23 protein-coding genes and 1 other RNA gene are annotated in these 25,851 nt (G+C 58.5%); 12 read left to right on the top strand and 12 right to left on the bottom strand.

The genetic code is table 11. The annotated features are described in order from the left end of the window. Positions 1-292 precede the first annotated feature (292 nt). The gene (locus ACP15F_RS04940) at positions 293-2,119 is read left to right on the top strand and encodes a BCCT family transporter (protein ID WP_424939715.1); all 1,827 of its coding nucleotides are present in this window, start codon (positions 293-295) and stop codon (positions 2,117-2,119) included. A gap of 150 nt (positions 2,120-2,269) precedes the next feature. After that, positions 2,270-2,752, top strand: coding sequence for an Hsp20/alpha crystallin family protein (locus tag ACP15F_RS04935; protein ID WP_424939714.1), 483 nt, complete (start codon positions 2,270-2,272; stop codon positions 2,750-2,752). 32 nt (positions 2,753-2,784) lie between these two features. Here ACP15F_RS04935 and ACP15F_RS04930 read toward each other — a convergent pair whose 3' ends face one another. Genes ACP15F_RS04930 through ACP15F_RS04910 form a run of 5 tightly spaced genes read right to left on the bottom strand, consistent with a single transcriptional unit; the run spans position 2,785 to position 6,641 of the window. Beyond that, positions 2,785-3,126 carry a contact-dependent growth inhibition system immunity protein gene (locus tag ACP15F_RS04930; protein ID WP_424939713.1) on the bottom strand — a complete coding sequence of 114 codons (342 nt, stop codon included), beginning with the start codon at positions 3,124-3,126 and terminating at the stop codon, positions 2,785-2,787. Further along, positions 3,119-4,111, bottom strand: coding sequence for an acryloyl-CoA reductase (gene acuI / locus ACP15F_RS04925; RefSeq protein ID WP_424939712.1), 993 nt, complete (start codon positions 4,109-4,111; stop codon positions 3,119-3,121). Before acuI ends, ACP15F_RS04930 begins: the two co-directional genes overlap by 8 nt. 10 nt (positions 4,112-4,121) lie before the next feature. Further along, on the bottom strand, positions 4,122-5,222 hold the full coding sequence (locus ACP15F_RS04920) for a dimethylsulfoniopropionate demethylase (RefSeq protein ID WP_424939711.1): 1,101 nt from the start codon (positions 5,220-5,222) through the stop codon (positions 4,122-4,124). Between the two features lie 32 nt (positions 5,223-5,254). Continuing rightward, positions 5,255-5,887, bottom strand: coding sequence for a DUF1326 domain-containing protein (locus ACP15F_RS04915; RefSeq protein WP_424939710.1), 633 nt, complete (start codon positions 5,885-5,887; stop codon positions 5,255-5,257). A 1-nt stretch (position 5,888) separates the two neighbouring features. Then, positions 5,889-6,641 (bottom strand): DUF2182 domain-containing protein, encoded by a 753-nt coding sequence (locus ACP15F_RS04910; RefSeq protein ID WP_424939709.1) that lies wholly within the window; start codon positions 6,639-6,641, stop codon positions 5,889-5,891. Positions 6,642-6,766: 125 nt separating this feature from the next. Between ACP15F_RS04910 and ACP15F_RS04905 the strand changes: the two genes are divergently transcribed. Further along, positions 6,767-7,495 (top strand): FadR/GntR family transcriptional regulator, encoded by a 729-nt coding sequence (locus tag ACP15F_RS04905; RefSeq protein ID WP_424939708.1) that lies wholly within the window; start codon positions 6,767-6,769, stop codon positions 7,493-7,495. Between the two features lie 20 nt (positions 7,496-7,515). Here the strand turns inward: ACP15F_RS04905 and ACP15F_RS04900 are convergent, their stop codons facing one another. Next, positions 7,516-8,412, bottom strand: coding sequence for a hypothetical protein (locus tag ACP15F_RS04900; protein WP_424939707.1), 897 nt, complete (start codon positions 8,410-8,412; stop codon positions 7,516-7,518). Here ACP15F_RS04900 and ssrA point away from each other — a divergent pair. From ssrA to ACP15F_RS04865, 7 genes are all read left to right on the top strand, one after another. After that, positions 8,402-8,752, top strand: a transfer-messenger RNA (tmRNA) gene (gene ssrA, locus ACP15F_RS04895). The genes ACP15F_RS04900 and ssrA overlap by 11 nt on opposite strands. 141 nt (positions 8,753-8,893) lie before the next feature. After that, positions 8,894-9,709, top strand: coding sequence for a chromate resistance protein ChrB domain-containing protein (locus tag ACP15F_RS04890; RefSeq protein ID WP_424939706.1), 816 nt, complete (start codon positions 8,894-8,896; stop codon positions 9,707-9,709). Further along, entirely contained in the window at positions 9,706-10,956 is a 1,251-nt protein-coding gene (gene chrA, locus ACP15F_RS04885) for a chromate efflux transporter (protein ID WP_424939705.1), read from the top strand. Before ACP15F_RS04890 ends, chrA begins: the two co-directional genes overlap by 4 nt. Positions 10,957-11,033: 77 nt before the next feature. Next, complete coding sequence (locus ACP15F_RS04880; protein WP_424940943.1) at positions 11,034-11,552, top strand: SspB family protein; 519 nt, start codon at positions 11,034-11,036, stop codon at positions 11,550-11,552. A 155-nt stretch (positions 11,553-11,707) separates the two neighbouring features. Continuing rightward, positions 11,708-13,102 (top strand): class II fumarate hydratase, encoded by a 1,395-nt coding sequence (gene fumC / locus ACP15F_RS04875; protein ID WP_424939704.1) that lies wholly within the window; start codon positions 11,708-11,710, stop codon positions 13,100-13,102. After that, positions 13,102-13,284 carry a DUF4169 family protein gene (locus tag ACP15F_RS04870; RefSeq protein WP_424939703.1) on the top strand — a complete coding sequence of 61 codons (183 nt, stop codon included), beginning with the start codon at positions 13,102-13,104 and terminating at the stop codon, positions 13,282-13,284. The genes fumC and ACP15F_RS04870 overlap by 1 nt, the downstream gene beginning before the upstream one ends. Next, on the top strand, positions 13,281-13,505 hold the full coding sequence (locus ACP15F_RS04865; protein WP_424939702.1) for a ribbon-helix-helix domain-containing protein: 225 nt from the start codon (positions 13,281-13,283) through the stop codon (positions 13,503-13,505). The genes ACP15F_RS04870 and ACP15F_RS04865 overlap by 4 nt, the downstream gene beginning before the upstream one ends. 11 nt (positions 13,506-13,516) lie before the next feature. On the opposite strand, the gene ACP15F_RS04860 is transcribed toward ACP15F_RS04865, so the two are convergent. The 4 genes from ACP15F_RS04860 to ACP15F_RS04845 form a co-directional block, all read right to left on the bottom strand. Further along, entirely contained in the window at positions 13,517-13,711 is a 195-nt protein-coding gene (locus ACP15F_RS04860) for a hypothetical protein (protein WP_424939701.1), read from the bottom strand. Positions 13,712-13,903: 192 nt separating this feature from the next. Continuing rightward, positions 13,904-15,274 (bottom strand): cytochrome P450, encoded by a 1,371-nt coding sequence (locus tag ACP15F_RS04855; protein ID WP_424939700.1) that lies wholly within the window; start codon positions 15,272-15,274, stop codon positions 13,904-13,906. Then, positions 15,271-16,515 (bottom strand): hypothetical protein, encoded by a 1,245-nt coding sequence (locus ACP15F_RS04850; protein WP_424939699.1) that lies wholly within the window; start codon positions 16,513-16,515, stop codon positions 15,271-15,273. The genes ACP15F_RS04855 and ACP15F_RS04850 overlap by 4 nt, the downstream gene beginning before the upstream one ends. A gap of 81 nt (positions 16,516-16,596) precedes the next feature. Then, positions 16,597-17,349, bottom strand: a complete 753-nt coding sequence (locus ACP15F_RS04845; RefSeq protein ID WP_424939698.1) for a cytochrome c biogenesis CcdA family protein — start codon at positions 17,347-17,349, stop codon at positions 16,597-16,599. A 116-nt stretch (positions 17,350-17,465) separates the two neighbouring features. Between ACP15F_RS04845 and ACP15F_RS04840 the strand changes: the two genes are divergently transcribed. Next, on the top strand, positions 17,466-17,702 hold the full coding sequence (locus ACP15F_RS04840; RefSeq protein WP_424939697.1) for a sulfurtransferase TusA family protein: 237 nt from the start codon (positions 17,466-17,468) through the stop codon (positions 17,700-17,702). Between the two features lie 50 nt (positions 17,703-17,752). Here ACP15F_RS04840 and ACP15F_RS04835 read toward each other — a convergent pair whose 3' ends face one another. Together ACP15F_RS04835 and ACP15F_RS04830 are read right to left on the bottom strand one after the other, a co-directional pair. Continuing rightward, the gene (locus tag ACP15F_RS04835; RefSeq protein WP_424939696.1) at positions 17,753-20,653 is read right to left on the bottom strand and encodes an Rne/Rng family ribonuclease; all 2,901 of its coding nucleotides are present in this window, start codon (positions 20,651-20,653) and stop codon (positions 17,753-17,755) included. Between the two features lie 580 nt (positions 20,654-21,233). Continuing rightward, positions 21,234-23,768, bottom strand: a complete 2,535-nt coding sequence (locus tag ACP15F_RS04830; protein WP_424939695.1) for a penicillin-binding protein 1A — start codon at positions 23,766-23,768, stop codon at positions 21,234-21,236. A 198-nt stretch (positions 23,769-23,966) separates the two neighbouring features. Between ACP15F_RS04830 and ACP15F_RS04825 the strand changes: the two genes are divergently transcribed. Beyond that, entirely contained in the window at positions 23,967-25,793 is a 1,827-nt protein-coding gene (locus ACP15F_RS04825) for a M3 family oligoendopeptidase (RefSeq protein ID WP_424939694.1), read from the top strand. Positions 25,794-25,851 lie beyond the last annotated feature (58 nt).

The following is a 25,851-nucleotide window of genomic DNA, read 5'->3' as shown; positions in this document are numbered from 1 at the left end:
GGCAGGTCTTCCAGCCAGCCCGAAGCCATTTCAGAACCGCGGACAGCCCACGCAAAAACGAGGACATCACATGGCTAAACCGCTCCATTTCAAGCGTCAAGGCCACCGGAAACGGCATACAATCGCACACTGAAAAATGCCCTTCGGAAGCGGTCAGAAAGCGACAAATTGTCGCAAATGACTGCGATCCTGTCCATTTTGACGAACGTCGCTCAATTCCCGTCCGTCAGGCTCACAAGATGCCTGTCGGTTCAACCGATCTGGCTAGGTTAAACAACCAAGGACAGGGAACATGAGTATCAAACCACCCTTCACGGAGCTTCACATTCCGAAGGCTCCGTCAGGTTTTTACGAGGGCAACAGCCTTCCGATTGCGCTGATCTCGAAAGGGATCATGGTCGCACTGGTGATCTGGGCACTGGTTTTCCCAGCAAACGCGAATTCCACCCTCGGCAGCCTGAACTGGCGCCTTCTTGAAGGGTTCAACAGCTTTTACATCATCATCGTAGGCATGTTCCTATTCTTCCTGGCCATCGTGGCCATTCTTCCCTCCACCGGCAAACGCGTGATGGGCCTTCCGGGTGAAAAGCCCGAGTTCTCGAACTTCTCGTGGTTCTCAATGATGTTTGGTGCCGGTTTGGGCGTCGGCCTGATGGTCTTCGCAACCGCCGAGCCTTTGGGCCTGTGGGGATCTAACCCCGTCATCCTGACCGGAGATGTCGCGCCCAACACAGCAGAGAGCCTACAGTCGGGATATCGTTATACCTTCCTGCACTACGGGTTCCACGCTTGGGCCATCTATGTAATGACCGGTCTGTCGCTGGCTTACTACGCCTATACACGTGACATGCCGTTGACCATCCGTTCGGCGCTGACTCCGCTGTTCGGCAAATATGTGAACGGCTTCTTTGGTCACATCGTCGACGTTCTGGGCGTTGTCGCCACCATTCTGGGTGTGTCGGTCACCATCGGCTTTGGCGTAAGCCAGTTCATTGACGGGCTTTATGCCATCACCGGTATGGAGTGGATGATGGATATGTCAGGCGATGCTCCTGCCCCGGCCAAAGTTGGTCTGGTGACTGGTCTGGTCTGCATCATGGGTCTGTCGATTATCTCGGCTGTTTCGGGTGTTGGTCGCGGGGTGAAATACCTATCGAACCTGAACCTGGTTCTGTCGCTGATCCTGCTTTTGACCTTCATCGTCTTCGGTTCGTTCTTCTTTGCGATGTCCACCTATGGCGCGGCATTGGTCGATTACCTTCTGCACATTGTCCAGCTGTCCTTCGGCGCCTACGGCCCACAGCCTGCTGGCGACTTTGCTGCCAACCTGCCCGAAGCCGCAGCCCCGCTGGCCGACACCCTGAAGGGTGGCGCAACCAACGCATGGGGCAGCTATGGTGGCTTCGTATCGGGTCTGGAAGGCGACGCAGCCGCCCTGCCCGAGAACGTGCTGCGTGAAGTCTACGCCGCAGGTGAGCCCGCCCGTCAGTTCGGCTGGCAAGCTGGCTGGACCACCTTCTACTGGGCATGGTGGATCGCGTTCTCGCCCTTCGTAGGCCTGTTCCTGGCCCGCATCTCGAAGGGCCGTTCGGTCCGCGAGTTCATCATCGGCTGCGTTTTCGCCCCGGCTCTGGTCTGCTTTGCATGGATGACCATCCTTGGCGGCACCGCGATTGATCTGGAACTGAGCGGTGCTGCAGAAGGTGCCATCATCGGCGCCTCGAACACCTCGAAGCTTTTCGTCACTCTGGGCGAAATGATCTCGGGTCCGTTCCTGTCGATCATCACCGTGATGTGCGTGGTCCTGATCCTGACCTTCCTTGTCACCTCGGCAGACAGTGGCATCCTTGTGATGAACACCATCATGTCGGGTGGCGAGCAAGAGACCGGCATCAAGCACCGCATCGTCTGGGGTGTTGTTCTGACCGCCGTGATCGGGACGCTGCTTCTGGCGGCTGGGGAAAACAACCCGATGGATGCGCTGAAGAACGCGATGATCATCGGTGCGCTTCCGTTTACTGCGGTCATGGGCCTGATGATGGTGTCGCTGACCAAGGCGCTTTATCGCGACGGGCTGCGTGACAAACACGCGGACGCGCAGGCGGAGCCGGCTGAGTAACGCCTTGCCCAAAATCTGAAATCAAAAGCGGCGCCGGGAAATCCGGCGCCGTTTCTCGTCGTGCAGCAGGTTTGACGTGTATCAAGGCGAAACTCCAACAAAATATGCATATATACTATTGTTTTGATCTTATTCACAAAGGAGGAAAAAATGGCACAACGTGAATGGCTTCCAAAAATGTGGGGGGACTGGGGCGAAAACGAAGACAGCCCATTTCACGCTCTCCGCAAGCAGGTAGACACTCTGTTTGAAGATTTCGATCAGGGTTTTCCGACCAAGGCAGGCATGTTCTCTGTCCGAACCAATGTCAGCGAAACCGAAAAAGAGATTAGCATCACTGCCGAACTACCAGGCATCGAGATGGAAGATGTGAATGTCGAGATAACCGGCGACAAGATCACGATCAGAGGCGAAAAGAAGTCCGAGAAGGACGAAAAGGGTGAAGATGACGGGCGTACCTTTCACCGCATCGAACGCAGCTCTGGCGCGTTTCAGCGCGTTACGCGCCTGCCCTTCACCATCGAACCTGACAGCGTCGAGGCCGACGTTGCCAATGGGGTGCTGACGGTCAAGATCCCGAAGCCGGCTGAAGAGCAGCAAAAAACCCAGAAGGTTCAAGTCAAGAAGGGATAACCGAAGAGTTGAACCCACGCGGCATGGCGCTATTAGCCATGCTGCGTTGCAAGATCCTGAAGAATCGTATCCTCAGGCCAGCGTTTCAGAGCAGCTTCCAGTAGATCACCCGGATAATAGTCGCCCTCGGCCATAGGATCTTCGCGCAAGACCGCCAGCGCAAAGGGCTTCAGCACCTCAGCGCCGATATCCTGCGCAATCATGATGCGCAGATCTTCAGTGGTAAATTGTCCAAGGGGTTTCTTGCGCAGCGACGTGGTCGTCGCCTCGATATAAGACGCGCAGCACGGCGTCGGCCAGCGCTGCCCGTCAATCTCTTCCAGAGTTTTATTGGCGAGGGACGCTGTAACGCGCCCCTCATCGTTCTTAGGCATTCACATCCACCACGACACGACCTTTGACCTGACCATTTAAGATGTCAGCGCCCAGTTTGGGAAGGTCTTCCAGTGTCGCAGGGTTGATCATGGCTTCCAGCTTGTCCATTGGCAGATCTTTGGCGATCCGCTGCCAAGCCCGCACGCGGTTGTCGTAGGGCTGCATGACGCTGTCGATCCCCAACAGGTTCACACCACGCAGCAGGAACGGGATGACGGTAGCCGGCAGCCCAGCGCCACCTGCAAGACCCACCGCAGATACGGAGGCACCGTATTTCATCTGACCCAGCACACGCGCCAGCATGTCGCCACCAACTGCATCCACGCACCCTGCCCAAGTCTCGGCTTCAAGCGGGCGTTTGGTGGTCTCGTTCAGCTCTTCACGCGGGACGATGGTGGTGGCACCCAGCGCCTTCAGGTAATCCGCCTGATCCGGGCGACCGGTCACACCTGCAACCTCATACCCCAGATTGGCCAGAATGGCGGTCGCAACCGAGCCTACGCCGCCTGCAGCGCCCGTAACCAGCACAGGCCCCTGCCCCGGTTTCAGCCCGTGGTCCTCCAACGCCATAACTGCCAGCATCGAGGTAAAGCCCGCGGTGCCAACGGCCATCGCCTGACGGGTGGTCAGACCCTCGGGCAGCGGCACCAGCTTATCCGCTGAAATGCGCGCCTTCTGCGCATACCCGCCCCACGACACTTCGCCCACGCGCCAGCCGGTCAGAACGACCTTGTCGCCGGGCTTGTAGCGATCGTCATCCGACGCTTCCACGATACCCGCATAGTCGATCCCGGGCACGTGGGGATAGTTGCGCACAAGCCCCCCGCCCTTCGCGGACATACACAGCCCGTCCTTGTAGTTCACGGTCGAATACTCAACGGCCACGGTCACATTGCCCTCGGGCAGCGCGTCTTCACCGATTTCCTTGATCGACGCCGAGGCCAGCCCCTCGTCGTTTTGTTCCATCACAAGTGCCTTGAACATCGTCGTCTCCTTAAATCCAAAAAGTGTCATAGACGGTCGCCGCACGCGGTCCGTCGGGCGTCATCACATCAAGCTCGGTTCCGGTGTCCCAATGGGTCATCCGCACCATGCCGATGGCGACACCGGTGTTGAAATCGGGCGAGTTCGCGGCCGAGGTCACCTGCCCCACCTGTCGATCCCCGTCCATTAGCGGCCAAGCCCGGTCGCAGGGTGGCACGCCGCCCAGTATCTCGATCGCGCGGACCTGCTGAACGGGGCCTTCCTTGGCCACGCGCAACAGCGCATCACGCCCCACACAGCCCAGCGCGCTTTCGGTCGAACAGAACCGCCCCAACCCGGCTTCATGCGGAGTGTTTTCGCGGGTCATATCGTTGCCGTAAGACAAAAGCCCGCCTTCGACGCGTTCAATCCCATTGGGGCACCCCGCATAGACATCCATGCGCTTGCCCGCTTCCATCAGCGCGTTCCACAGGGGCATAGCGATGTCGGACCCTTCGACATAGATCTCGAACCCACCCTGTTTGGAGTAGCCCGAGCGCGCGACCACAAGATCACGCCCCTGAAACTCCAGCCGCTTATACCGGAAGAACCGGATGTCACGCACTGCGTCGCCAAAGACTGCCGCCGCCAGCTCATCCGACAACGGCCCCTGAATAGCCAAAGGCGAGACGTCCGGTTCATCCACCAGAACGTCCAGCCGGAACCCATAGGCCAGCCCCTTCACCCACATGATCAGATCACTGTCTGCGATCGAGATCCAGAACCGGTCATCGTTCAGTTTTACAGCTACCGGGTCGTTCAACATCCCACCGGTCTCATCGACCATGGGAACATAGAAACACTGCCCATCCTGCATCTTTGAAAGATCACGCGGGGTGAGCATCTGGATCAATCTGGCGGCATCCGGGCCGCGCACCTCGACTTGTCGTTCGCAAGACACATCCCAGACCTGCACGGCCCGCTTCAGATGAGCATAATCTTCTTCCACCGACCGAAAGACGGTCGGCAGCAGCATGTGGTTATAGACCGTGTAGCCCTTGACTCCAGCGGCTTCGACGCCGTCAGAGAAAGGGGTACGCCGCAAACGGCGGGATGGTGAGATCATAGCCATGGGTCGCGCTCCCGTGGGGTCCTCCGGCCGCCTTAGCGACCGGGGCCTTTCCAATCGATCTGGCAGATTTCGGCGGATTTGCCGTCGAAGTCCCAAACACGACCGAAGGCGCGCACGCGAGCCTCGTCTGCCTTGGCGACGGTGATGTCCGGTCCCATCCAGTAATTGGTGTTTGTGATCACCTGATCTGCCCCACCCTTGCCGGGCACAGGCGTGATCGAGCCGCGAATGGCCTTACCGACGATCAGACGACGGGTATTGCCTTCGGTTTCAAACGACACCGGCGCGCGCTCAGCGCCAAGGAATTCGCTAACCAGCATTTTGAACAGACCTGTGGTTCCTTTGGCCGCACCGGTGAAGATGTGGCAGAGCGCCTCGAATGCCTCGTCCGAGGCACGCTCGTCGATATAGGCCGCCGCTTTCCAGTTACCCCGCGCCATACGGCCCGGAATTTCCAGCAGAAGGCCTACGTTCAGGCCCGCCAGGTCCACGTCGCCATACTGGCCGCTGTCGATGCGGATGCCCGCCCAGCCCATGCAATAGCCTTCGGTCGGTGGGTGATCCCCAAGACTAACCACGCAGGGGCAGAACACCGTGCAGTTACAGTTGAGGATCAACTCCCCTTTGATGGTCCATTCGACCGTGCCTATTTGCGATCCGTCCATGTTATCCTCCCTGGACAAGCGCCACGATCCCGCCCGCAATCAGCGCCCAGCCCAAGGGGCGGGTCAGATAGCGGCCCAGATCGGGCAGTTTTTCAAAAATCATGATGAGTGTGGCGAGCCCCATGAAGGCGAGGTTCATTACCCCGCCCACGAAGCCCAAAAGCATCAGTGCCCAGCAGCAGCCAAGGCAGATTGCACCCAACCGCAGGCCCAGCGCGACCGCGTTCCATCGCGTCTCGCGCCAATATTGCATGAAGAAGGTCATCGGCTGGCGACATTGGCTGAGGCAGCTGTCCTTCAGCGACGAGAATTGATACGCCCCTGCCCCGATCAGTAGCCCTCCTGTCAGCCACGGCGAGACGCTTTGGCCCAGCGGTGACAGAAGCCCAGCGCGAAAGAGCACAAGCTGCCCGGCGGCAGCAATAGCAGCGAAACCCAGCCAAATCGCCAGATAGCCCGCGATCAGTTCCGCAAAACCTTGGCGTGTCCCCGCGCCCGAAGCGATCATGTCGTCATAGGTGGCGAAGGTCGGCAGCGCGGTCGGGGCCATCATTGCGGCGGACATCACCGCCCACATGGCAAACAGACCCAAGAACCCGGCCTTGTCAGGCTCGACCACGCAGAGCGAGCGCCAGAGGTCCGCGCCATATATGCGCGACAGCTCTAACGCTTCCGGTGGCAGCGCCATTGAGTACAGAAGCACCCATCCCACAAGGATCAACCCAAACAGCGCCAGCCAATGCGGCGCGCCCATGGTTCTTATCCTTGACGAAACGGACATGCTTCCCCCATCTTGCGAGTCGGGATGATAATGTCTGACAATTAATCCCACGGCAATTAAAATGTCAGACAATTGCAAAATGGGCAGCAGGACACGGCATGAAAACGGACCTGAACGAAAACGAAGACCTCTCGACCCAGATCGCCGAGGCCATTCGAGACGCCATTGTCGAAGGCAGCCTGATCGTAGATCAACGCCTGCCGTCTGAGGCTGAGCTGTGCGAGAAATTCGATGTGGGTCGGTCCACCGTACGCGAAGCGCTGAAAAGGCTGGCCGCACAAAACTTGATCCGCACCCAGCGCGGTGCGTCGGGCGGGGCCTTCGTCAATCGGATGTCGTTTGAAGAGGCCTATGATCAACAGATCACGACCTCGACCCTGCTTCTGTCCATGAACAGCGTTGATTTTGAGACAGCGTGCGAGGCGCGCTATGCTTTGGAACGCTCTTGCGCGCCGTTGTCGGCACAACGCCGGACAGCCGACCAACTGGCCACCATGCGGGCCGAAATCCACCGCCAATCACAGCCCGGTCTGACAGACGAGGCATTTTGCGCCTCGGACGTGGCCTTTCACCGCGCTCTGGTGGACGGAGCCGGCAACCCGGTACTGTCCTACCAGCTGGCGGGCGCGGTCGAGGCGATGCAGCCCTTGATGAACATGATCACCTATACGCAGAGGGACCGAGAGCGCATTGTGGACCTGCACACACGTTTGGCGGATGCAATCGAGCGCCAGAATGGTGGCATCGCGGACCAAATACTTAACGAGCTTGCCAGCTACACCGTAGATATGGGCCGCTCTCGCGCAATGACGCCGAAAACCGAATAGTATTCAACGTCATCAAAGCGTCAGCTAATGCGCATACCCACGTGCAGTGCGCGCTCTTCTTCGGCAATTCCATCAGCGATGCGATAAATCTCGGTCTGAATAGATGCTCCGACCAACGTTTGAAGCACAAGAATCAGCGCTTGATATGTCGCAAGGACCAAGGCCGTTGGGATCGGCCCAAACATGTCGGGAAAGCCAGCGGCGCCCAAAAGCAGATAGGGGAAGCTGGCAATTCCTATCGATACTACAATCGCGATCGTTACCAGAAATGCGACAACCACGAGCGGCCAACTTAGGGGGGCGGTCTTCATAAAAGCATCAAAATACCCGGAAGGCTCTTCGCTGACAGAAACATGGGGCAATATGTATCCCAAGCGATGTGCTAGATAGACCACCACGAAGATTGCCAACCCGAAAGCAGCAGTCAGCGCAACGGTTATTGACCGGTTTTCTTCCGAGAACGGTGCCGCCTGGACCTGAGACATGGCATCGCCAATCCCGGTAGGAACACCCATCAAAATCGCGGCCGAACTGCCAAACATGAAGACTAACAACAAGCCAAGAAGCCCTAGTATCAGGGACATGACAAACCATTTGATCAGGTAACTGAAGAAGACCTCGATGCCCGCGTTCTCGCGCCCCGGATCAATGCTTTCCAACAGCATGTGTCGATGCCAGGGAACGGCAACGCCCGGAAGCACCAACCAATTGGCAATCCAAAGCGCAATGCCTACCGGCCCCGGATTCTCGGAGACATACCAAGTCAGGCCTCCCAGTAAGAGAATCCACGGAACACATATTATTAGTGTCTTCTTGAAGTTTAGGAATATCTCGGCAAGTCCTGAGATAAAAAGAGAAAAACCAACTGAAATCAAATCACGCCTATAAAATAGCTTTTGCCTTACTGCCCTTTTCAATTACCGCATCACAACCTATATAAGCAATGTCCTTCGGGACTATGGACATAAACGCGCTCGTAATAAGCGGATCGGACCCGGGGGCGGTACCCGGCGCCTCCACCAATATCCTTCGTTTGGGGACCTTGGGGGCGAAACAGGATCGACGGACGTCTAAAGGGGTTAGCTTTGTTTCGGTGAGATACCACCGTTATCGGTTCATTTAAGCTAGTTGCAAACGACAACAAAGCTCCGGCTATGGCTCTGGCTGCGTAAGCAGTTCGGGTTGCCGAAACTTAAGTCCTTACGCTTAGCAGCGTTTGGCGGGGTTCGCAGGTACCTGGCAACAGAAACCTGCACTTCCATTCATCAGCGCTTCAAGACCTTGACCCCTGCCCCTTGGGTCTGGCACAAACTTCCTATGGGGTTCGCGTGACCACCCCGTGAGGCCAAGGCTCAAGGTTCGCATCCATCACCAAACTTGTTTGAAGGATGCCCAGCCATGCCTGCATTTTCAGAAATTTCACCTGCTCAGCTGATGCGCTTGATCGGCACGCCCGACGCGCCAGTTTTAATTGATGTCTCGATCGACGAAGACTTTGACGCCGACCCGTTTCTAGTCCCCAGCGCGGTGCGCCACCCACACACGGATATTCGCACCTTGCTGCCTTCCTTGTGTGACCGCCCCGTGGTCACGATCTGCCAGAAAGGCGGGAAGTTGAGCCACGGCGCGGCCGCGATACTGCGAGACGCGGGGGTGCGGGCCGAGGTTTTGGCTGGCGGAAACTATGCATGGCGTGATGCCAAACTTCCGCGAGTCCCTGCGGCCTCAATCCCGGCCCAACAGAACGGGGCGACGCTTTGGGTCACTCGCCACCGGCCTAAGATCGACCGTATCGCCTGCCCGTGGCTGATCCGTCGCTTTGTCGACCCGGACGCGCGGCTCCTGTTTGTGCCGCCTGCGCAGGTGCTTGATGTGGCGGCACGCTATGATGCAACGCCCTTCGACATCGAGGACACCTTCTGGTCCCATCGCGGTCCAAAATGCAGTTTCGACACGATGATCGAGGAGTTTGCGCTGGCCACCCCGGCCCTGTCCCGTCTGGCAAATGTTGTGCGGGCGGCCGACACCAACAAATTGGCCGACGTGCCCGAGGCCGCTGGCCTGCTGGCGCTTTCGGTCGGGCTGTCGCGTCAGTACAAGAACGATACTGAACAGTTGGACGCGGCAATGCCCCTCTATGATGCGCTCTATCGCTGGGCGCGCGATGGCGCGGACGAAACCCACGACTGGCCCGACAACAGGGGGACAAAATGACACCTCCCAATTTAGCAGAGCTGACCCGCGCTTTCACTCACATTGGCCTGATGTCCTTTGGCGGACCAGCCGCGCAGATCGCGGTGATGCACAAGGAATTGGTCGAAGACCGTACGTGGCTAAGCGAAGATCAGTTCTTGCGCGCCTTGTCCTTCTGCATGCTATTGCCCGGCCCCGAGGCAATGCAGCTGTGCACCTATGCAGGCTGGCGTCTGCGCGGCACATTGGGCGGTCTGATCGCTGGACTGTTGTTCGTCCTGCCCGGCGCGGCTGTGATGTTCGCACTGGTCTTGGCCTATGCGAACTGGGGAAATGTCCCCGCCATCGAAGCTTTGTTTCTGGGTATCAAAGCCACTGTGGTCGTCGTGGTGCTGCAAGCACTGTGGCGGTTGGGGCGAAAGACCCTGAAGCGCCCACTGCATTGGATCATCGCGCTGATGGCCTTCGTGGCCCTATACCTATTCGGATTACCCTTCCCTCTGGTTATTGTCGTTGCAGCTTTGTTCGGCGCGCTGCGCGCGACATCTGAAACCACAGCCACAGCTCCGCCTGCAGCGCGATCAACCGCAACCTTTTCAACCATCGCGCTCTGGGGCGCACTTTGGGCTGCCCCTATCGCTTTGGCCTTTCTGCTGGGGGCGGATTTCCTTGTGGATGTGGGGCTGTTCTTCTCAAAACTCGCTGTGGTCAGCTTTGGTGGCGCCTATGCGGTGCTGGCCTACATGGCGCAAGCCGCGGTCGAGGCCGAGGGCTGGATCAGCGCAGGACAGATGGTGGATGGGCTGGGATTGGCCGAGACCACCCCCGGCCCCCTGATCCTCGTCACCCAGTTCGTGGGCTTCATGGCGGGCTACAATCTGGCAGGCGCAGGACTTGCCTTCGCGGCTGGGTTGATGACGCTCTGGGCCACTTTCGTACCCTGTTTCTTGTGGATCTTCACTGCAGCCCCTCATGTGGAGTGGCTCACCAGCCAACCCCGGCTGGACGCCGCCTTGCGCGCGATCACCGCGGCCATCGTCGGCGTCATCGCTAATCTGATGCTGTGGTTCGCCATGACCGTATTCTTCAATCAAACACGCCCCATCTGGGATGGCCTGCCCGGAGCCCGTCCGGTTCTTGCGTCTGTTGACTTGATCGCCGTCGGTCTCTGCGCGCTTTCAGCACTTCTACTGACCCGGCTGTCACTGCCGCTCACCCTGATCTGCATGGCGCTGGCTGGCTTTGTCAGCAGTCTTGTATTCGCCTGATCACTTCCTGTCTTCCCTTCCCCGTTCGCTGCCCCTATTCTGACCTAAATCGCAGGAGGTCCCGCCCGATGTCAGACATGTCCGACCAGATCGACTATGGTAATCTGATGCATGACGCCATGCGCAGTCTGATCCGCAAAGTTCTGGACGATGTGGCCCGCGATGGATTGCCGGGGCAACACCATTTCTTCATCAATTTCGACACCCATCACGAGGATGTCGAGATTGCAGACTGGATGCATGACCGCTTTCCCGACGACATGACCATCGTTTTGCAACATTGGTTCGAAAATCTGGATGTGCGCCCCGATGGGTTCTCGGTCACGCTGAATTTCGGGGACGTACCGGAAACACTCTATGTGCCTTACGATGCGATTCGGACTTTCGTGGACCCGTCGGTCGAATTTGGTCTACGTTTCGAGCTTCAGGACGAGCATCACCCTGACCTGCATTTGGCCGGGGACGAGGATCTCGCGGAAGAAGAACAGCCTGTGTCTGATCCCGAACACGACGATGCCGAAGCTGGCTTTGCCGAGGACGTGGAAGAAGAGCATCACGACGCCGAGATCGTCAGCTTGGACAGTTTCCGCAAATAGTCCCGATTGCGCGAAGCATTCCGCGATCAAGACCACAGACCCCTCAAAACACGCGCTATAGCGCCATCGTTAGCGGTATCCCACGGTATACAGGATTGAACTTTGCGCCCATTCCGCTATGAAGAACGCGGTATTTTTGACAAAGGCGCAAAGACATGACCCAGACCCGCACCGAATCCGACAGCTTTGGCCCGCTTGAGGTTCCTTCCGACAAGTATTGGGGCGCTCAGACGCAGCGTTCGATCATGAACTTCCCCATCGGTTGGGAAAAGCAGCCCGTGGCCATTGTCCGCGCACTTGGCGTGATCAAACAGGCTTGTGCTGAAGCGAACAAAGCCTCTGGCGCGATGAACGCTGACATCGCGGATGCGGTCATTCAGGCAGCCTCCGAAGTGGTGGCCGGCAAGTTTGACGACAACTTCCCGCTGGTTGTCTGGCAGACCGGCTCGGGCACCCAGTCAAACATGAACTCGAACGAAGTCATCGCCAACCGCGCGATCGAGATCATGGGCGGTGTGATCGGCTCGAAAGATCCGGTCCACCCCAACGATCACTGCAACATGGGTCAGTCGTCGAACGACACCTTCCCGACCGCCATGCACATTGCAACCGCCATGTCGGTGCGTGACGTGCTGCTGCCCGGTCTTGAAAAGCTTCTGAAGGGCCTCGAGGCCAAAGAAGAAGAATTCAAAGACATCATCAAGATTGGCCGCACCCATACGCAGGATGCGACCCCTCTGACACTGGGTCAGGAATTCTCCGGTTACGCCCACATGATCCGTCAGGGCATCGAACGTGTGAAACTGGCCCTGCCTGGCATCTACGAACTGGCACAAGGCGGCACTGCCGTCGGCACCGGCCTGAACACCAAAGTGGGCTGGGGCGAAGAAGTGGCTGCCAACATGGCGCGCATCACCGGCCTGCCCTTTGTGACCGCCCCCAACAAGTTCGAGGCGCTGTCGGCCCACGACGCGATGGTCTTCATGTCGGGCGCTTTGGCTACCGTTGCGGGCTCTTGCTACAAAATCGCCAACGACATCCGTCTGCTGGGTTCCGGCCCGCGTTCGGGCCTCGGCGAATTGATCCTGCCCGAAAACGAACCCGGTTCGTCGATCATGCCGGGTAAAGTAAACCCGACGCAGGCCGAGGCGCTGACACAGGTTGCCGCCCACGTCATGGGCAACAACGCCGCGATGACCTTCGCAGGCTCGCAGGGCCACTTTGAGCTTAACGTCTACAACCCGATGATGAGCTATAACCTGCTGCAGTCGATCCAGCTTCTGGGCGACGCGACCGACAGCTTCACTGAACGGATGCTGAACGGCATTCAGGCAAACGAGCCGCGCATCGACAAGCTGATGAAGGAAAGCCTGATGCTGGTGACGGCTCTGGCCCCCACCATCGGTTACGACAACGCGACCACCGTGGCCAAAACCGCGCACAAGAACGGCACCACCTTGAAGGAAGAGGCAATCGCCCTTGGTTTCGTGGACGAAAAGACCTTTGACGAGGTTGTCCGCCCCGAGCAGATGATCGGCCCGAAAGCCTGATGGAAAAGCCGGTCAACCTGAACCGGTTTCGAAAAGACAAAGCGCGGGCCGAAAAAAAGGCCCGCGCAGACCAAAACGCGGTGAAATTTGGCCAAAGCAAGGTCCAGAAAGACGCGGATAAGGCTGAAACAGCGCGCATCACGCGTCTGTTTGATGGCCACAAGCAGGATCGTGACACATGAGCCGACCTGAGAAACATTCCCTCACCCTTCATGGCCACAGGACGTCGGTATCACTGGAACCAGAGTTCTGGAAAGCTTTTCAGGATATTGCGAAAGCGCGGGGGCTGCCCCTGAACGCGCTGGCCGCCGAGATAGACAACGCACGTGGCGTGGATCGTGGACTAGCCTCGGCTATTCGGGTGTATGTGTTGGAATACACGAGAGATCACGCAGGTATCTGACCTGCGCATCATCAATCCTTAAGGGCGGCGCGAATGCGCTCGGTACGGATCTTCTCGCGAAGCTCTTCTGGGGTCAGACCTTCTGCATCGTGATCGTGGCGCAGCACGTCTTTAAAGATGCCCTCGATCTCTTCTCGCGAAACGGTGTCTTCGCTTTCAACTTCGTCAACGCGGACGCCTAGGATACGCCATGCCGGAATAACCATTCTATACGTGACCCCCCACTGTGATGTCGCTTTGGCAGCAGTCGGCATCATAACATTCCCCAATGTGTTTGCCTTGATGGGGTACATATTGGCCTAGTTGACGTGCCGGTAAACGGGGAAAAGATCGGCGTCTGTCACCAGACATGCAATGTAGCGAATATCACATTGTTTTGCCTAAACATAATCCAACACTTAACGCGGCGTAATGGACAACCAGATCCCATTTTTTCCACGTACAGTCAGGTGTGCGACAGGCATGGCTGGCCGGTCATTCACCACCTCAAACCGATAGGAACGTACCAGCATCGACAGGATCAATGGCCCTTCGATCATCGCAAACCCAGCCCCCGGACACACCCTTTGACCCGCAGAAAACGGCATATAGGCATTGCGCAGACATTCTTTGCCATTGGGGGTTTGGAACCGTTCGGGATCGAAGCTGTCAGGGCGGTCCCACAGGCGTTCATGCCGGTGCAGATGCCAGGGGCTGAGGACGATCTGACTGCCTTTGGGAACATCCCGATCGCGGAAACGCTCGGGGCATGTCGCCTCGCGCACCATCATTGGGACCGGAGGATACAGGCGCATCGTTTCGCGAAACACATCCCGCGACAGGGTCAGTTTTGACATGGCCGAGAAATAGACTTTCTCGGGGTCGATCTGATCTTGCGCCTCTTTCGCCACCCGATCCTGCCACTCGGGGTAAAGTGCCAGTAGATACAGCGCCCATGCAAGGGCCGAGGCACTGGTCTCGTGCCCCGCCAAAAAGAAGATGGCGACCTGATCAACCATCTCGTCCGTGTCAAAACATGCGCCGGTTTCCGGGTCCTGCGTCGTCATGATCTTGGTGGCCAGATCTTCGGGCGCAGTGCCCGCCTGAATGGCATGCATCCGATCCTGCGTCAGCTTCTGGATCAGCCCACGTATGACTTTGGCCGTGCGTTTGGTGTCGCGCTTATGAAACCGCGGAAACCATTTCGGCAGGGGCAGAAACGCTCCAAGGTTCAACACGGGCTGCGTGCGTTGGTGGTTCCTGAATTCGTCGAACACACGGCCTGCAACTTCGTGTTCAATGGGGATCGAAAACAACGTGCGAAAAATTACATCCGCAGCCGCGTGGCTGGTGTGGCTTTCGATCTCGACCGGCGCGCCGTTCGCATGGACCTCAACCCGCACCACAGCGGCGTTTGCGGCGTCCCACATCGCCGGGAACACCTCGCGCAGGCGCCCTCCTTCAAAGGCCGGGTCAATGATGCGGCGCTGACGTTTCCAAACATCCCCATTGGTGACAAAGACCGAATTGCCCAGTAGCGGTGCCAGCCCTTCCCTGATCCGGTCGGACTTCGGAAAGTCATCCGGGCGTTTCTTCAGAACTAGGTCGATTAGGTCGGGGTCATTGCACATATAACTGCGAAAAAACGGGGTTCGAAACTCCGCCATCCACGCGTGATATAGCCGCGCCGGTTGGGCCGACAGGATATCCTTGCGAAACAGTTTCGCATAGCGCCACAGCGACACCCGGCCGGGGCGCGAAGGTGGTTTTGGGGGCAGAGGATCCGTCATGGCACCATTGATCTGTATTTCGAGGCGGGGACGTCAATGCGGCTTTTCGACGGAGCGCGATCCCGGTAACGATCCCGCAGGGTTTTCGGACCGGCGGTGATCTGGAAATAGTCGTAGTCCCGCGGACGATCAAACGCGCAGAGATACTGAAAGTGCAGCCGGAAAAAACGCCAGCGCAATTGGGACCACCGTTCGGGCGATAGGGTCTGCGTGAAGGCGGCAGAGAACACCAAGGGCCAACGCTTGCCCCGATCCGGCGCAACACCCGAGACCGTAACAGGATCACACAGCGCAAAAGCGCAGCCATCCCCCGGTGCGGTAACATCCACCCAAGCGATCTGATCTTGTTGGCACAGCCGGTTCAGGTCGTGCCTCAGACGTCCCGCTTTGGGCAGGAAACTGACCATCGGGACAACTTGGCCAAGGGTCAGGAAATTCAGCTGAGGCCCCCCAGATGGCACCCTACCCTGTGCAAGAAGGTCCGACAGGATCGATACCCCCAGATGTGCGCCTGAGGAATGGCCAATCACGAGTACCTCGTCTACATCCGAGGCCAACGCTTCGGCGATCTGATCCCCAAACTGGGCCATCCGCGCCTCAAGCTCGGGCGGGTTCGCGCCCCTTGTTGACGCAGAATAGCTGTAGTCATGCATCAGGTAGTAGATGAACAGCTTGTTGTCGATTTTACGAAACCAGATCAGCAGTGCCGTGATACCGGCCAGCATCACCAGCCAACCCAGAACACGTCCCAGAAGCGGTGACAGCCCACCCACGGCCCATTCGGTCAGCCCGCCAAGGATCCAGCCGACAATGACTGCCAAAACCAGTTGCAAGATCAGCGCCACAACCGGATAGAGCGCTGCTATCACCGGCCCTTTACGCAACCACATCAGGCGCCTAAGTGCTCCTGTGCTGATATAGGTCCACGCGGTCCGCGCCATCATCAGATAGGTCTGCGCGATATTCAGCTCCATGCTGTCGCGCACGATGTCAGACCAGACCAGCACGTCAAACTCGGCCTCGACCTCGTGACCGTCCATCCGGCCCAGCACCTGCCAGCCATAGGTGGCAGCCCCCTGTCGACCAATCAGATCAATCTCATAGTCCGAGATTTCGGCCTGCGCGGCTCCTTCCTTGCGATAGAGTTCGCGATAGCGACGGGGATGAATGGGGTCGTAACCCGGAATGTAAAACACCCGGCGGCGGCGCACGATTTTCGATGTGTCGACGTGGTTACTCATCTGCCCGGCCTGTACTTTCTGGCAGGTTAAACCGGAATGGTTAAGGACATAACCCCCGGGGTGCAGAAAACGTGGGCCGTGTTAGCCCAACGTCGCCATGGCCGGGAACATCTCGAGCAGCCAATAAGAGAAGCGCGAGAAGCCACCCGTCAGCATCAACAGCCCGATGGTCCAGAGCAGCAGCCCCATGATCCGCTCGATGCGCTCCATGTTGCGCTTCATGAAGGCCATCAGGCCACCAAGGCGTGTAAAGAATGCAGCAAACAGCAGGAACGGGATGCCAAGGCCAATGGCGTAAACAGCCAAAAGCACTGTGCCACGTGCAACCGAGCCTTCGCTGGCAGCCAGCGCCAGAATGGCCCCCAGCTGCGGGCCAATGCAGGGTGTCCAGCCAAACGCAAAGGCCAGCCCCAGCAGATAGGCCCCAAAGGCGCTGCCCCCTTGATCGCCTGCATCCAGACGCGCCTCGCGGTTCAGAAACGGGATCGAGATCACGCCCAGAAAATGCGCCCCGAAGATCATGACGACCACGCCCGCAATGCCCGCAAAAAGCGTTTGATTGGCCAAGAACACCGCGCCAAAAGCCGATGCTGCAAAGCCAAGGAACAGAAATACTGTCGACAGCCCCAATACAAAAAACAGCGCCGTCAGAAACACCTTTCCCCGGCCCGAAGCACCTTCGTTCATTTCGGACATGCTGATACCGGACATATAGGCCAGATACGGTGGCACGATGGGCAGCACGCAAGGGCTGAGGAAGCTCAGGATGCCCGCGAAAAACGCGATGGTCAGGGCAGGCACTAGGCTTGCGTCGATCAGTTCAATTCCAAACATAAGCTTCACATAGCGCGGGTTTGGCGCGGCGTCACCTGCCGCTTTGTCACATCTGCGCGACAAATTGCGATCTCGCAACGGATGGACAGGGATTTGCGCAGAGTTTATGGAAAGTCATGACCTATGATGACGATCTGGATGCCATCGGGCTGTTGTGCCCCCTGCCCGTTTTGAAAGCCCGCAAGCGCTTGAAGTCGCTTGAGAAGGGGCAGATCTTGCGGCTGCAAGCCACAGACCCTGCTGCGGTGATCGACGTCCCGCATTTCTGTGCGGAACAAGGGCACGAGCTTGTGGGGCAGGATGAAACTTCCGGCCCGGATGGCGTGACGTATTACTTTATCAAACACGGGTGAACGAAAAAAGCCGGGCGATTGGCCCGGCTTTCTCTGTTCTTTGGTTCCGATCAGCGGTTCAGCGACCACCACCCTTTGCGCTTGGGCTTGGGCGGCTCGTCTGATGCGACCTCGGCCACCGGAGCTGGGTCCGGCGCGGCAACGGGCGCTTCGGCAACGGCAACTTCGACCGGCGCAGGATCCGCAGCAGGTGTTTCCGCAGGTGCGCTTGTAGTCTCTTCCGCAGCGGGTTCAGCCTTCTTGCGCGGCGCGCGTTTGCGGGCTGGCTTCTTAGGCTTTTCTTCCTCAGCAGGCGCGTCTTCCACTTTGGCTTCAGCCTCGGCCGTTACTTCAGCCGGAGCCTCGTCGGCCTTCGGCTTCTTCGCACGGCTTGCCCGTTTGCGCTTGGGCTTTTCTTCCTTCGGCTCGTCCGACGCTTCAGGTTTGGCCTCATCAGTCGCCTCGGTGCTTTCAGCTTCGGCAGCTTTCGCCTCTTCCTCAGCCTTTGCCTTCGCGGTCCGACGCCTACGTACAGGCTTCTTCGGCTTCTCTTCCTCTGCAGGCGTCTCGGCTTCTACGGCTTCAGTAGCAACGGCATCAGTGGCTTCCACGTCTGCAGCAACCTCGTCGGTCTTCTTCTTGCGCGACCGGGTTGCACGCTTGCGCTTGGGCTTTTCTTCCGGCGCGTCTTCAGCAGCGTCCTTGGGTGCCTCTTCAGCGTCCGAAGCACCTTCGGCCTCTGCATCACCTTCCGAAGCGGCCTGTTCGGCCTCTCCGTTCTCGGTCTGACCGTTCTCTTGCTGATCATCCCCACCGCGACCGCGACGACGACGGCGACGACGACGGCGCTTCTTGGGCTTATCCTCGCCTTCGACTTCCGGGGTCTCTTCCGAGATCACTTCAGCCTCTTCAACGTCATCGATATCCGCCATGATCGAGGCATCCACCGACACGACTGGCGCCGCTTCCGGCACAACGCGCGTAGCGGTTTTAAACTTCTCAATCGTATAGTCCGGCGAGATCAGGAAGGGATCAGCTTCGATCCGAACCGACATGCCATAGCGGGCTTCAATCTGCGCGATATGCTCGCGCTTGTTGTTCATCAGGAAGTTCACGATGCCGATCGGCGCCTTCACCAGAACCTCACGCGAACGACGGCGCACGCCCTCTTCTTCCAGCTGACGCAGGATGTTCAGGGCAAGGTTGTCATCCGAACGGATCAGGCCGGTGCCGTGACAATGGTTACAAGGCTGGGTCGTCGCTTCGATCATGCCGGGGCGTAGACGCTGACGGCTCATCTCCATCAGACCAAAGCCCGAAATGCGGCCCACTTGAATGCGGGCGCGGTCGGTCTTCAGCTTGTCCTTCATCCGCTTTTCAACGGCATTGTTGTTGCGACGCTCGTCCATGTCGATGAAATCGATCACGATCAGGCCCGCAAGGTCGCGCAGACGCAGCTGACGCGCCACCTCTTCCGCGGCCTCAAGGTTGGTCTTTAGCGCGGTTTCCTCGATCGAGCCTTCTTTGGTGGCCCGGCCCGAGTTCACGTCGATGGCAACCAGCGCTTCGGTCACGCCGATCACGATATAGCCACCGGATTTCAGCTGAACGGTCGGGTTAAACATGCCCGACAGATAGCTTTCCACCTGATAACGCGCGAACAGCGGCATGGCGTCTTGGTAATGCTTCACGTTTTTAGCGTGGGACGGCATGATCATTTTCATGAAGTCCTTGGCCACGCGATAGCCGGCCTCGCCTTCCACAAACACTTCATCGATCTCGCGCGAATAGAGGTCGCGGATCGTGCGTTTGATCAGGTTGCCTTCTTCGTAAATCTTCGCGGGCGCGATGGATTCCAGAGTCAGTTCGCGGATCTGCTCCCACAGGCGCTGAAGGTATTCATAGTCGCGCTTGATCTCGGTCTTGGTGCGCTTGGCACCCGCGGTCCGAACGATCAGACCTGCCCCCTTCGGCACGTCGATCTCGGCAGCGATTTCCTTCAACTTCTTGCGGTCGGCGGCATTGGTGATCTTGCGGCTGATCCCGCCACCGCGCGCGGTGTTGGGCATAAGCACGCAGTAGCGACCGGCCAGCGAAAGATAGGTCGTCAGGGCAGCACCCTTGTTGCCGCGCTCTTCTTTTACGACCTGCACCAGAAGGATCTGGCGTACCTTGATCACTTCCTGGATCTTGTAACGCTTCGGGCGTGGCTTGCGGCGCGGACGAATTTCTTCAGTCGAGTCGTCATCGGCGACGCGCTCGATCTGGTCATCCTTTTCGGATGCCTCCAGCGGCGCGTCTTCGTCGTCGTCGCTGTCATCATCGCTGGCGTCTTCGGCAGAAGCAGCTTCTTCAGTGGCTTCTTGAGCAGGCACGTCTTCCGCCGGAGTTTCCGAAGCGGCTGCGTCTACCTTAGCTTCCGCGCTGTCTTCAGCCGAAACAACGGTCTCGTCCGACGGCTCTTCTACCGGCGTCTCTGTGACCAGATCCATCGGCGAGTGGCCTTCTTCGGCATCCGATCCGCCATCGTCCAGATCAATCACATCCATCCCGCTGGCGGACTGATCGATCTCTTTGGTGGCGACCGCATCATCCGACTTGGTCTCTTCCGCTTTGGAACGCGACCGCGAACGGCGGCGACGGCGGGTTTTGGGCTTGTCCTCTTCGGCGGCCATAGCTTCCGCATAGGCGCGCTCTTCTTCCAGCAGCGCTTCACGATCCGCAACCGGGATCTGATAATAATCCGGGTGGATTTCCGAGAAGGCCAGGAACCCGTGGCGGTTTCCGCCGTAGTCAACAAACGCCGCCTGAAGCGACGGCTCGACCCGTGTTACTTTTGCCAGATAAATGTTGCCAGCGAGCTGGCGTTTGTTCTCAGATTCAAAGTCAAATTCCTCGACCTTGTTTCCGTCGACCACCACAACCCGAGTTTCCTCGGCGTGGGTGGCGTCGATAAGCATCTTCTTTGCCATGTTGTCTTTCTGCACCCGGATCGCCGCGCTCGTCCCGGAGGACGCGCTTGGGGAATGGGGTGACTTGTCAGGGCGAGCAGATGCGGGGGATGGGACAACAGCTGAAGGGGCGTGTGCCCCTGTGCCTGTCCTTGCTCGATCCTCGCACGCATCATCGCGTTTCTTCTCCGGTCTCGCCTATCCTGTCCGGTTACCCCGGCGGTTCGTGCGAAACCCATTCATTTACCCCCAACTTGCAACGCAAATTGCGGGCGTGTTCTCAGACATCGGGGCAAGTCTTTGTGAACCTGCTGCCGGGTCATCAATTTCCGGCTTCGGCGGCCAGTCCGTCTTGCGGCTGCGTCCCGAAGCGCTTTTAGCCTGTCATGATGTGGTCTGCGGGCGTCCTTGGGCCAGCATCCGTCGCCATGACAGCGAAACTCTGTGCGGGGTGCCTTTACAAAACGCACCACCGCCTTCTGAACATAAGTGGTGAGGACATGGAAATACAATGGGCAAAATGCGTTTCTTTGCAGAAGATTTCACCCGACGCCGGTTTGGCTTCGCAAATCTTACTCTATTTCCAGTTGATGCACTGAGATCAGTAGAGACCACCAGACGACAGCGACCCGAAGTCCGCCTTGCCCGGCACCACAACGGTTTTCCCGGTCGATGTCTTTACCTTCGCCGCATCCGACCCGCCGCGATCAAACAAGGGCAGGTTCGATCCCATGGCAAAGCCACCATCGAACATCACACCGAACAGCGGCTCTTCCCCATCACGGAAATACTCGGCCACCACATGATCGCCGCTGGCATCATTCGGCAGACGCGCACCCGAGAACCGGTCGATCTTGATGAAATGGCCACCAGGAGGCACTGCGAAATCACCTCCGCCCAGCTCTTTGATGGCTTCTTTCATGAAGCTATTGAACACCGGGCCGCACATGCCGCCGCCAGACGCGCCGGGCATGGTGCGCGGGCGGTCATAGCCGATATAGCAACCCGCCACGATGTTCGAAGTGAAGCCAACAAACCAAACATCGCGCCCATCGTTGGTCGTCCCGGTCTTGCCTGCAGTCGGAACTGGCAGGTTCACGGTGCGGCTGGCCGTGCCGCGCGCGACAACGCCGCGCATCATTGACGTCAACTGATAGGCCGTAATGGCGTCCATCACACGTTCGCGGTTGCTGTCGATCGTCGGTTCTTCCCCTGCCGCCAGCACTGGATCAGCGCAGTCCACGCAATCACGACGGTCATGGCGATAGACAGTACGCCCCCAACGGTCTTGTACGCGGTCAACCAGCGTCGGTTCGACCCGCTCGCCGCCATTGGCGAACATGGCGTAAGCCGCAACCATCTTGAACAAAGTCGTTTCTTCAGATCCAAGCGAGTTGGCCAAGAACGGGTTCATGCGTTCATAGACACCAAAACGCTCGGCATAGCCCGCAACAGTATCCATCCCGATTTCCTGCGCCAAACGCACAGTCATCAGGTTTCGCGATTGTTCGATCCCGGTGCGCAATGGCGTCGGGCCGTAGAACTGGTTCGAGGCATTCTTCGGGCGCCAAATCTCGCCGCCCGAGACAACCTCGATCGGCGCGTCAATCACGATGGTCGCGGGCGAAAACCCGCTGTCCAGCGCCGCCGCATAGACGAAGGGTTTGAAGCTAGATCCCGGCTGGCGCTGCGCCTGCGTGGCGCGGTTATAGACCGAGTGTTGATAGCTGAACCCACCCTGCATCGCGATCACGCGGCCGGTGTTCACGTCCATCGCCATGAAGCCGCCCTGCACTTCCGGGATCTGGCGCAGGGTCCAGCGGATAAAGCTGCCATCATCATCCGAGGTCATCTTGCGCACATGCACGACTTCGCCGACCTTCAGAAGGTCGCCTGCCACACGCGCTTTTCGGCCCAGGTTGCCATCCTCATTCAAGCGACGCGCCCACGTCACGTCTTTGGCGGGGATCCAATGACCGTCCTCGTCATCGTCAACACCTTCGATACCAATACGCGCGTCATTGCCGCCGACCTCAAGCACTACGGCAGGATACCAGCCAGCTACATCACGCGGGAATTTGGTGTCCGCCAGTGCCTGTCGCCAGCTTTCCTCGTCCGCCAGTGCACCCTCTGGGAGCGTGACGCCAGTGGGGCGCCAAACACCACGACTGCGGTCATACTTCTCAAGTCCTTCACGCAGGCTTGCGGCAGCCACCTGTTGGAGCTTGGGGTTTTCAGTTGCGCGGATGGTCAAGCCACCAGTGAAAAACTCTTCTTCCCCGAAATCGCGGCTCAGCTGGCGGCGGATCTCGTCCGTGAAATAGTCGCGATCCGGAAGCGCGGTCCGGAAGCCTTCGAAATCGCCATTCTGAACCGAGCGCAGCGGCAAATCTTTTTCGGATTCGTAAACGGCCTGATCCAGATAGCCATTCTGTTGCATCTCGCGCAGCACATAGTTACGGCGCCCCAGCGCAGCCTCTTTGTTGCGCACGGGATGTAGGCGCGCGGGCTTTTTCGGGAGGGTCGCCAGATAGGCTGCCTCATGTGGTTTCAGTTCGTCCAGCGTCTTATTGAAGTAGGTCTGCGCGGCAGCCGTCACACCGTACGAGTTCTGGCCAAGAAAAATCTCGTTTAAATACAGCGCCAGAATGTCGTCCTTAGACAGGGTGTTTTCCAACCGCATCGACAGGATCAATTCCTTGATCTTCCGTTCGGCCGACCGCTCGGACGACAGAAGGAAGTTCTTCACCACCTGCTGCGGAATGGTCGACGCCCCACGCAGCGCCCCACCTCGTGCGGCTTCAATCGCAGCGGCGGCAATGCCGCGCGGGTCAAAGCCTGCGTGATTATAGAAGTTTTTATCCTCAGCCGAGATGAACGCGTGCTTCACAAGGTCCGGGATTTCATCAGCGGGGGTGAACAGACGGCGTTCTTGCGCAAACTCGTCCATCAACTGGCCCTCGCCAGAATAGACCCGGCTGATCGTCGCAGGCGTATAGTTCGCCAATTGCTCATGGCTAGGCAAGTCCCTGGAATACATCCAGAAAACGCCTCCCACGACCAGTGCGGCCATAAAGATCGCAAGGGTGATACCGGTAAACACGGCACCGAATATGCCAAGGACGAATCTGATCACGCCGCACGCTCCTAAGGATAGTTGCCCTTCCTATAAAGGGACCATGGGGCCGGGTCAAAACCCCCCAGGGGGGAAAATCGGCTATTTCTCGCCCCCGATGCGCGCGCTCTGCCCCCCGCGTTCAGAACCTTTTACCACCCGATTGCAACCACGCTGCCCACCGCCTATGTCTTGGGAAACCACATTTTCGGAGGTCCCATGTTTTCCACCCTGCCCCCCCAAGTTCTGCGCGACGCCACTGCCGGTACGGGTGATAACCCGTTTGGCAATCTGCCGGAATGGGACCTTTCGGATCTCTATCCCAGCCAAGACGCGCCAGAGCTTGAGCGCGATCTGGGCTGGCTGGAAAACGCCTGTGCCGATTTTGCCCAGACTTATCAGGGGAAACTGGCTGATCTGGACGCGTCAGGCATGCTGGATTGCGTGCTGGCCTATGAAAAGATCGAGATGATTGGCGGGCGCATCATGTCCTTCGCGGGCCTGCGCTATTACCAAGAAACCACCGACGCGGATCGCGCCCAGTTCTTCCAAAACTGCCAAGAGCAGATCACCGTTTTCACCGCGCCCTTGGTTTTCTTCTCGCTTGAAGTGAACCGGATCGACGACGCGGTGCTGGACGGTTGGTTCGCAGCTAACGCCGATCTCGCCCGCTACAAACCCGTATTCGACCGTCTGCGCGCCATGCGCCCCTATCAGCTGTCGGATGAGCTGGAGCAGTTCCTGCATGACAAATCCTCGGTCGGGGCATCGGCGTGGAACACGCTGTTTGACGAAACCGTCGCTGGGCTGATGTTCACCGTGAACGGCGAAGAGCGTGGGCTGGAAGCCACCGCGAACCTGCTGACCGAGCACGACCGCGACACGCGTCAGGCAGCCTCGGAAGAAATTGCCCGTGTACTGGGCGAGAACATCAAAATTTTCGCGCGCGTTCACAACACCTTGGCCAAAGAAAAGGCCATCGAGGACCAGTGGCGCAGCATGCCCACCCCGCAGACCGGGCGGCACTTGTCCAACCACGTGGAACCCGAAGTGGTCGAGGCCCTGCGCAACGCTGTGGTCGACGCGTACCCGCGCCTGTCGCACCGCTATTACGAGCTGAAGCGCAAATGGCTGGGACTGGACCGGATGCAGGTCTGGGACCGCAACGCGCCGCTTCCGATGGAAGACGACAAGCTGGTCGACTGGCCCGAGGCCGAGAAGATCGTCATGGACGCTTACGCCGATTTCGACCCACGCATGGCCGAGATCGCCAAGCCCTTCTTCACCGATGGCTGGATCGACGCAGGCGTGAAACCCGGCAAGGCCCCCGGCGCTTTCGCCCACCCCACCGTGACCGACGTCCACCCCTATGTGATGCTGAACTATCTGGGAAAACCGCGTGATGTCATGACCTTGGCGCACGAACTGGGCCACGGCGTCCACCAAGTGCTGGCCGCCGATCAAGGCGAGATGCTGTCCTCGACCCCGCTGACGCTGGCTGAAACTGCGTCAGTGTTTGGCGAAATGCTGACCTTCCGCAAGCTCCTGTCCGAGGCCAAAACGCCCGAGGAAAAGAAGGTGATGCTGGCGGGCAAAGTCGAAGACATGATCAACACGGTCGTGCGCCAGATCGCGTTCTATGACTTTGAATGCAAACTGCACGACGCCCGCGCCGAAGGCGAGCTGACCCCCGATGACATCAACGCGCTGTGGATGTCGGTTCAGGCCCAAAGCCTTGGCGAAGCCTTTGATTTCATGCCCGGATACGAAACCTTCTGGTCCTACATCCCCCACTTCGTCCACTCGCCCTTCTATGTCTACGCTTATGCGTTCGGCGACGGCTTGGTGAACGCGCTTTATGCCGTTTACGAAGAAGGCGACGCGGACTTCCAAGAGAAGTATTTCGACATGCTGAAAGCCGGTGGATCGAAACACCACAAAGAGCTTCTGGCACCGTTCGGGCTGGACGCTTCGGACCCCAACTTCTGGGCCAAGGGCCTTGCCATGATCGAAAGCTTTATTGATGAACTGGAGGCGATGGAGTAATCGCAGCACTCGCTCAGATGGAATGACGGTCGGGCAATTCCGCGATAAGGGGCACACC

Source organism: Aliiroseovarius sp. S253 (genome assembly GCF_049800855.1).
Classification (GTDB): Bacteria; Pseudomonadota; Alphaproteobacteria; order Rhodobacterales; family Rhodobacteraceae; genus Aliiroseovarius.
Note: the sequence above shows the minus strand (reverse complement) of the source record. Positions and strands in the feature narration are given on the sequence as shown.

What these genes read in the sequence shown, in the direction of transcription:
- ACP15F_RS04865 (WP_424939702.1), top strand. Translation starts at nt 13,281, where the DNA reads ATGAGCCGACCTGAGAAACATTCCCTCACCCTTCATGGCCACAGGACG.
- ACP15F_RS04845 (WP_424939698.1), bottom strand. Translation starts at nt 17,349, where the DNA reads ATGTTTGGAATTGAACTGATCGACGCAAGCCTAGTGCCTGCCCTGACC.
- ACP15F_RS04850 (WP_424939699.1), bottom strand. Translation starts at nt 16,515, where the DNA reads ATGAGTAACCACGTCGACACATCGAAAATCGTGCGCCGCCGCCGGGTG.
- ACP15F_RS04870 (WP_424939703.1), top strand. Translation starts at nt 13,102, where the DNA reads ATGGAAAAGCCGGTCAACCTGAACCGGTTTCGAAAAGACAAAGCGCGG.
- ACP15F_RS04930 (WP_424939713.1), bottom strand. Translation starts at nt 3,126, where the DNA reads ATGCCTAAGAACGATGAGGGGCGCGTTACAGCGTCCCTCGCCAATAAA.
- fumC (WP_424939704.1), top strand. Translation starts at nt 11,708, where the DNA reads ATGACCCAGACCCGCACCGAATCCGACAGCTTTGGCCCGCTTGAGGTT.
- ACP15F_RS04935 (WP_424939714.1), top strand. Translation starts at nt 2,270, where the DNA reads ATGGCACAACGTGAATGGCTTCCAAAAATGTGGGGGGACTGGGGCGAA.
- ACP15F_RS04880 (WP_424940943.1), top strand. Translation starts at nt 11,034, where the DNA reads ATGTCCGACCAGATCGACTATGGTAATCTGATGCATGACGCCATGCGC.
- ACP15F_RS04920 (WP_424939711.1), bottom strand. Translation starts at nt 5,222, where the DNA reads ATGGCTATGATCTCACCATCCCGCCGTTTGCGGCGTACCCCTTTCTCT.
- ACP15F_RS04840 (WP_424939697.1), top strand. Translation starts at nt 17,466, where the DNA reads ATGACCTATGATGACGATCTGGATGCCATCGGGCTGTTGTGCCCCCTG.
- ACP15F_RS04855 (WP_424939700.1), bottom strand. Translation starts at nt 15,274, where the DNA reads ATGACGGATCCTCTGCCCCCAAAACCACCTTCGCGCCCCGGCCGGGTG.
- ACP15F_RS04940 (WP_424939715.1), top strand. Translation starts at nt 293, where the DNA reads ATGAGTATCAAACCACCCTTCACGGAGCTTCACATTCCGAAGGCTCCG.
- ACP15F_RS04860 (WP_424939701.1), bottom strand. Translation starts at nt 13,711, where the DNA reads ATGGTTATTCCGGCATGGCGTATCCTAGGCGTCCGCGTTGACGAAGTT.
- ACP15F_RS04910 (WP_424939709.1), bottom strand. Translation starts at nt 6,641, where the DNA reads ATGGGCGCGCCGCATTGGCTGGCGCTGTTTGGGTTGATCCTTGTGGGA.
- chrA (WP_424939705.1), top strand. Translation starts at nt 9,706, where the DNA reads ATGACACCTCCCAATTTAGCAGAGCTGACCCGCGCTTTCACTCACATT.
- ACP15F_RS04890 (WP_424939706.1), top strand. Translation starts at nt 8,894, where the DNA reads ATGCCTGCATTTTCAGAAATTTCACCTGCTCAGCTGATGCGCTTGATC.
- ACP15F_RS04835 (WP_424939696.1), bottom strand. Translation starts at nt 20,653, where the DNA reads ATGGCAAAGAAGATGCTTATCGACGCCACCCACGCCGAGGAAACTCGG.
- acuI (WP_424939712.1), bottom strand. Translation starts at nt 4,111, where the DNA reads ATGTTCAAGGCACTTGTGATGGAACAAAACGACGAGGGGCTGGCCTCG.
- ACP15F_RS04915 (WP_424939710.1), bottom strand. Translation starts at nt 5,887, where the DNA reads ATGGACGGATCGCAAATAGGCACGGTCGAATGGACCATCAAAGGGGAG.
- ACP15F_RS04905 (WP_424939708.1), top strand. Translation starts at nt 6,767, where the DNA reads ATGAAAACGGACCTGAACGAAAACGAAGACCTCTCGACCCAGATCGCC.
- ACP15F_RS04825 (WP_424939694.1), top strand. Translation starts at nt 23,967, where the DNA reads ATGTTTTCCACCCTGCCCCCCCAAGTTCTGCGCGACGCCACTGCCGGT.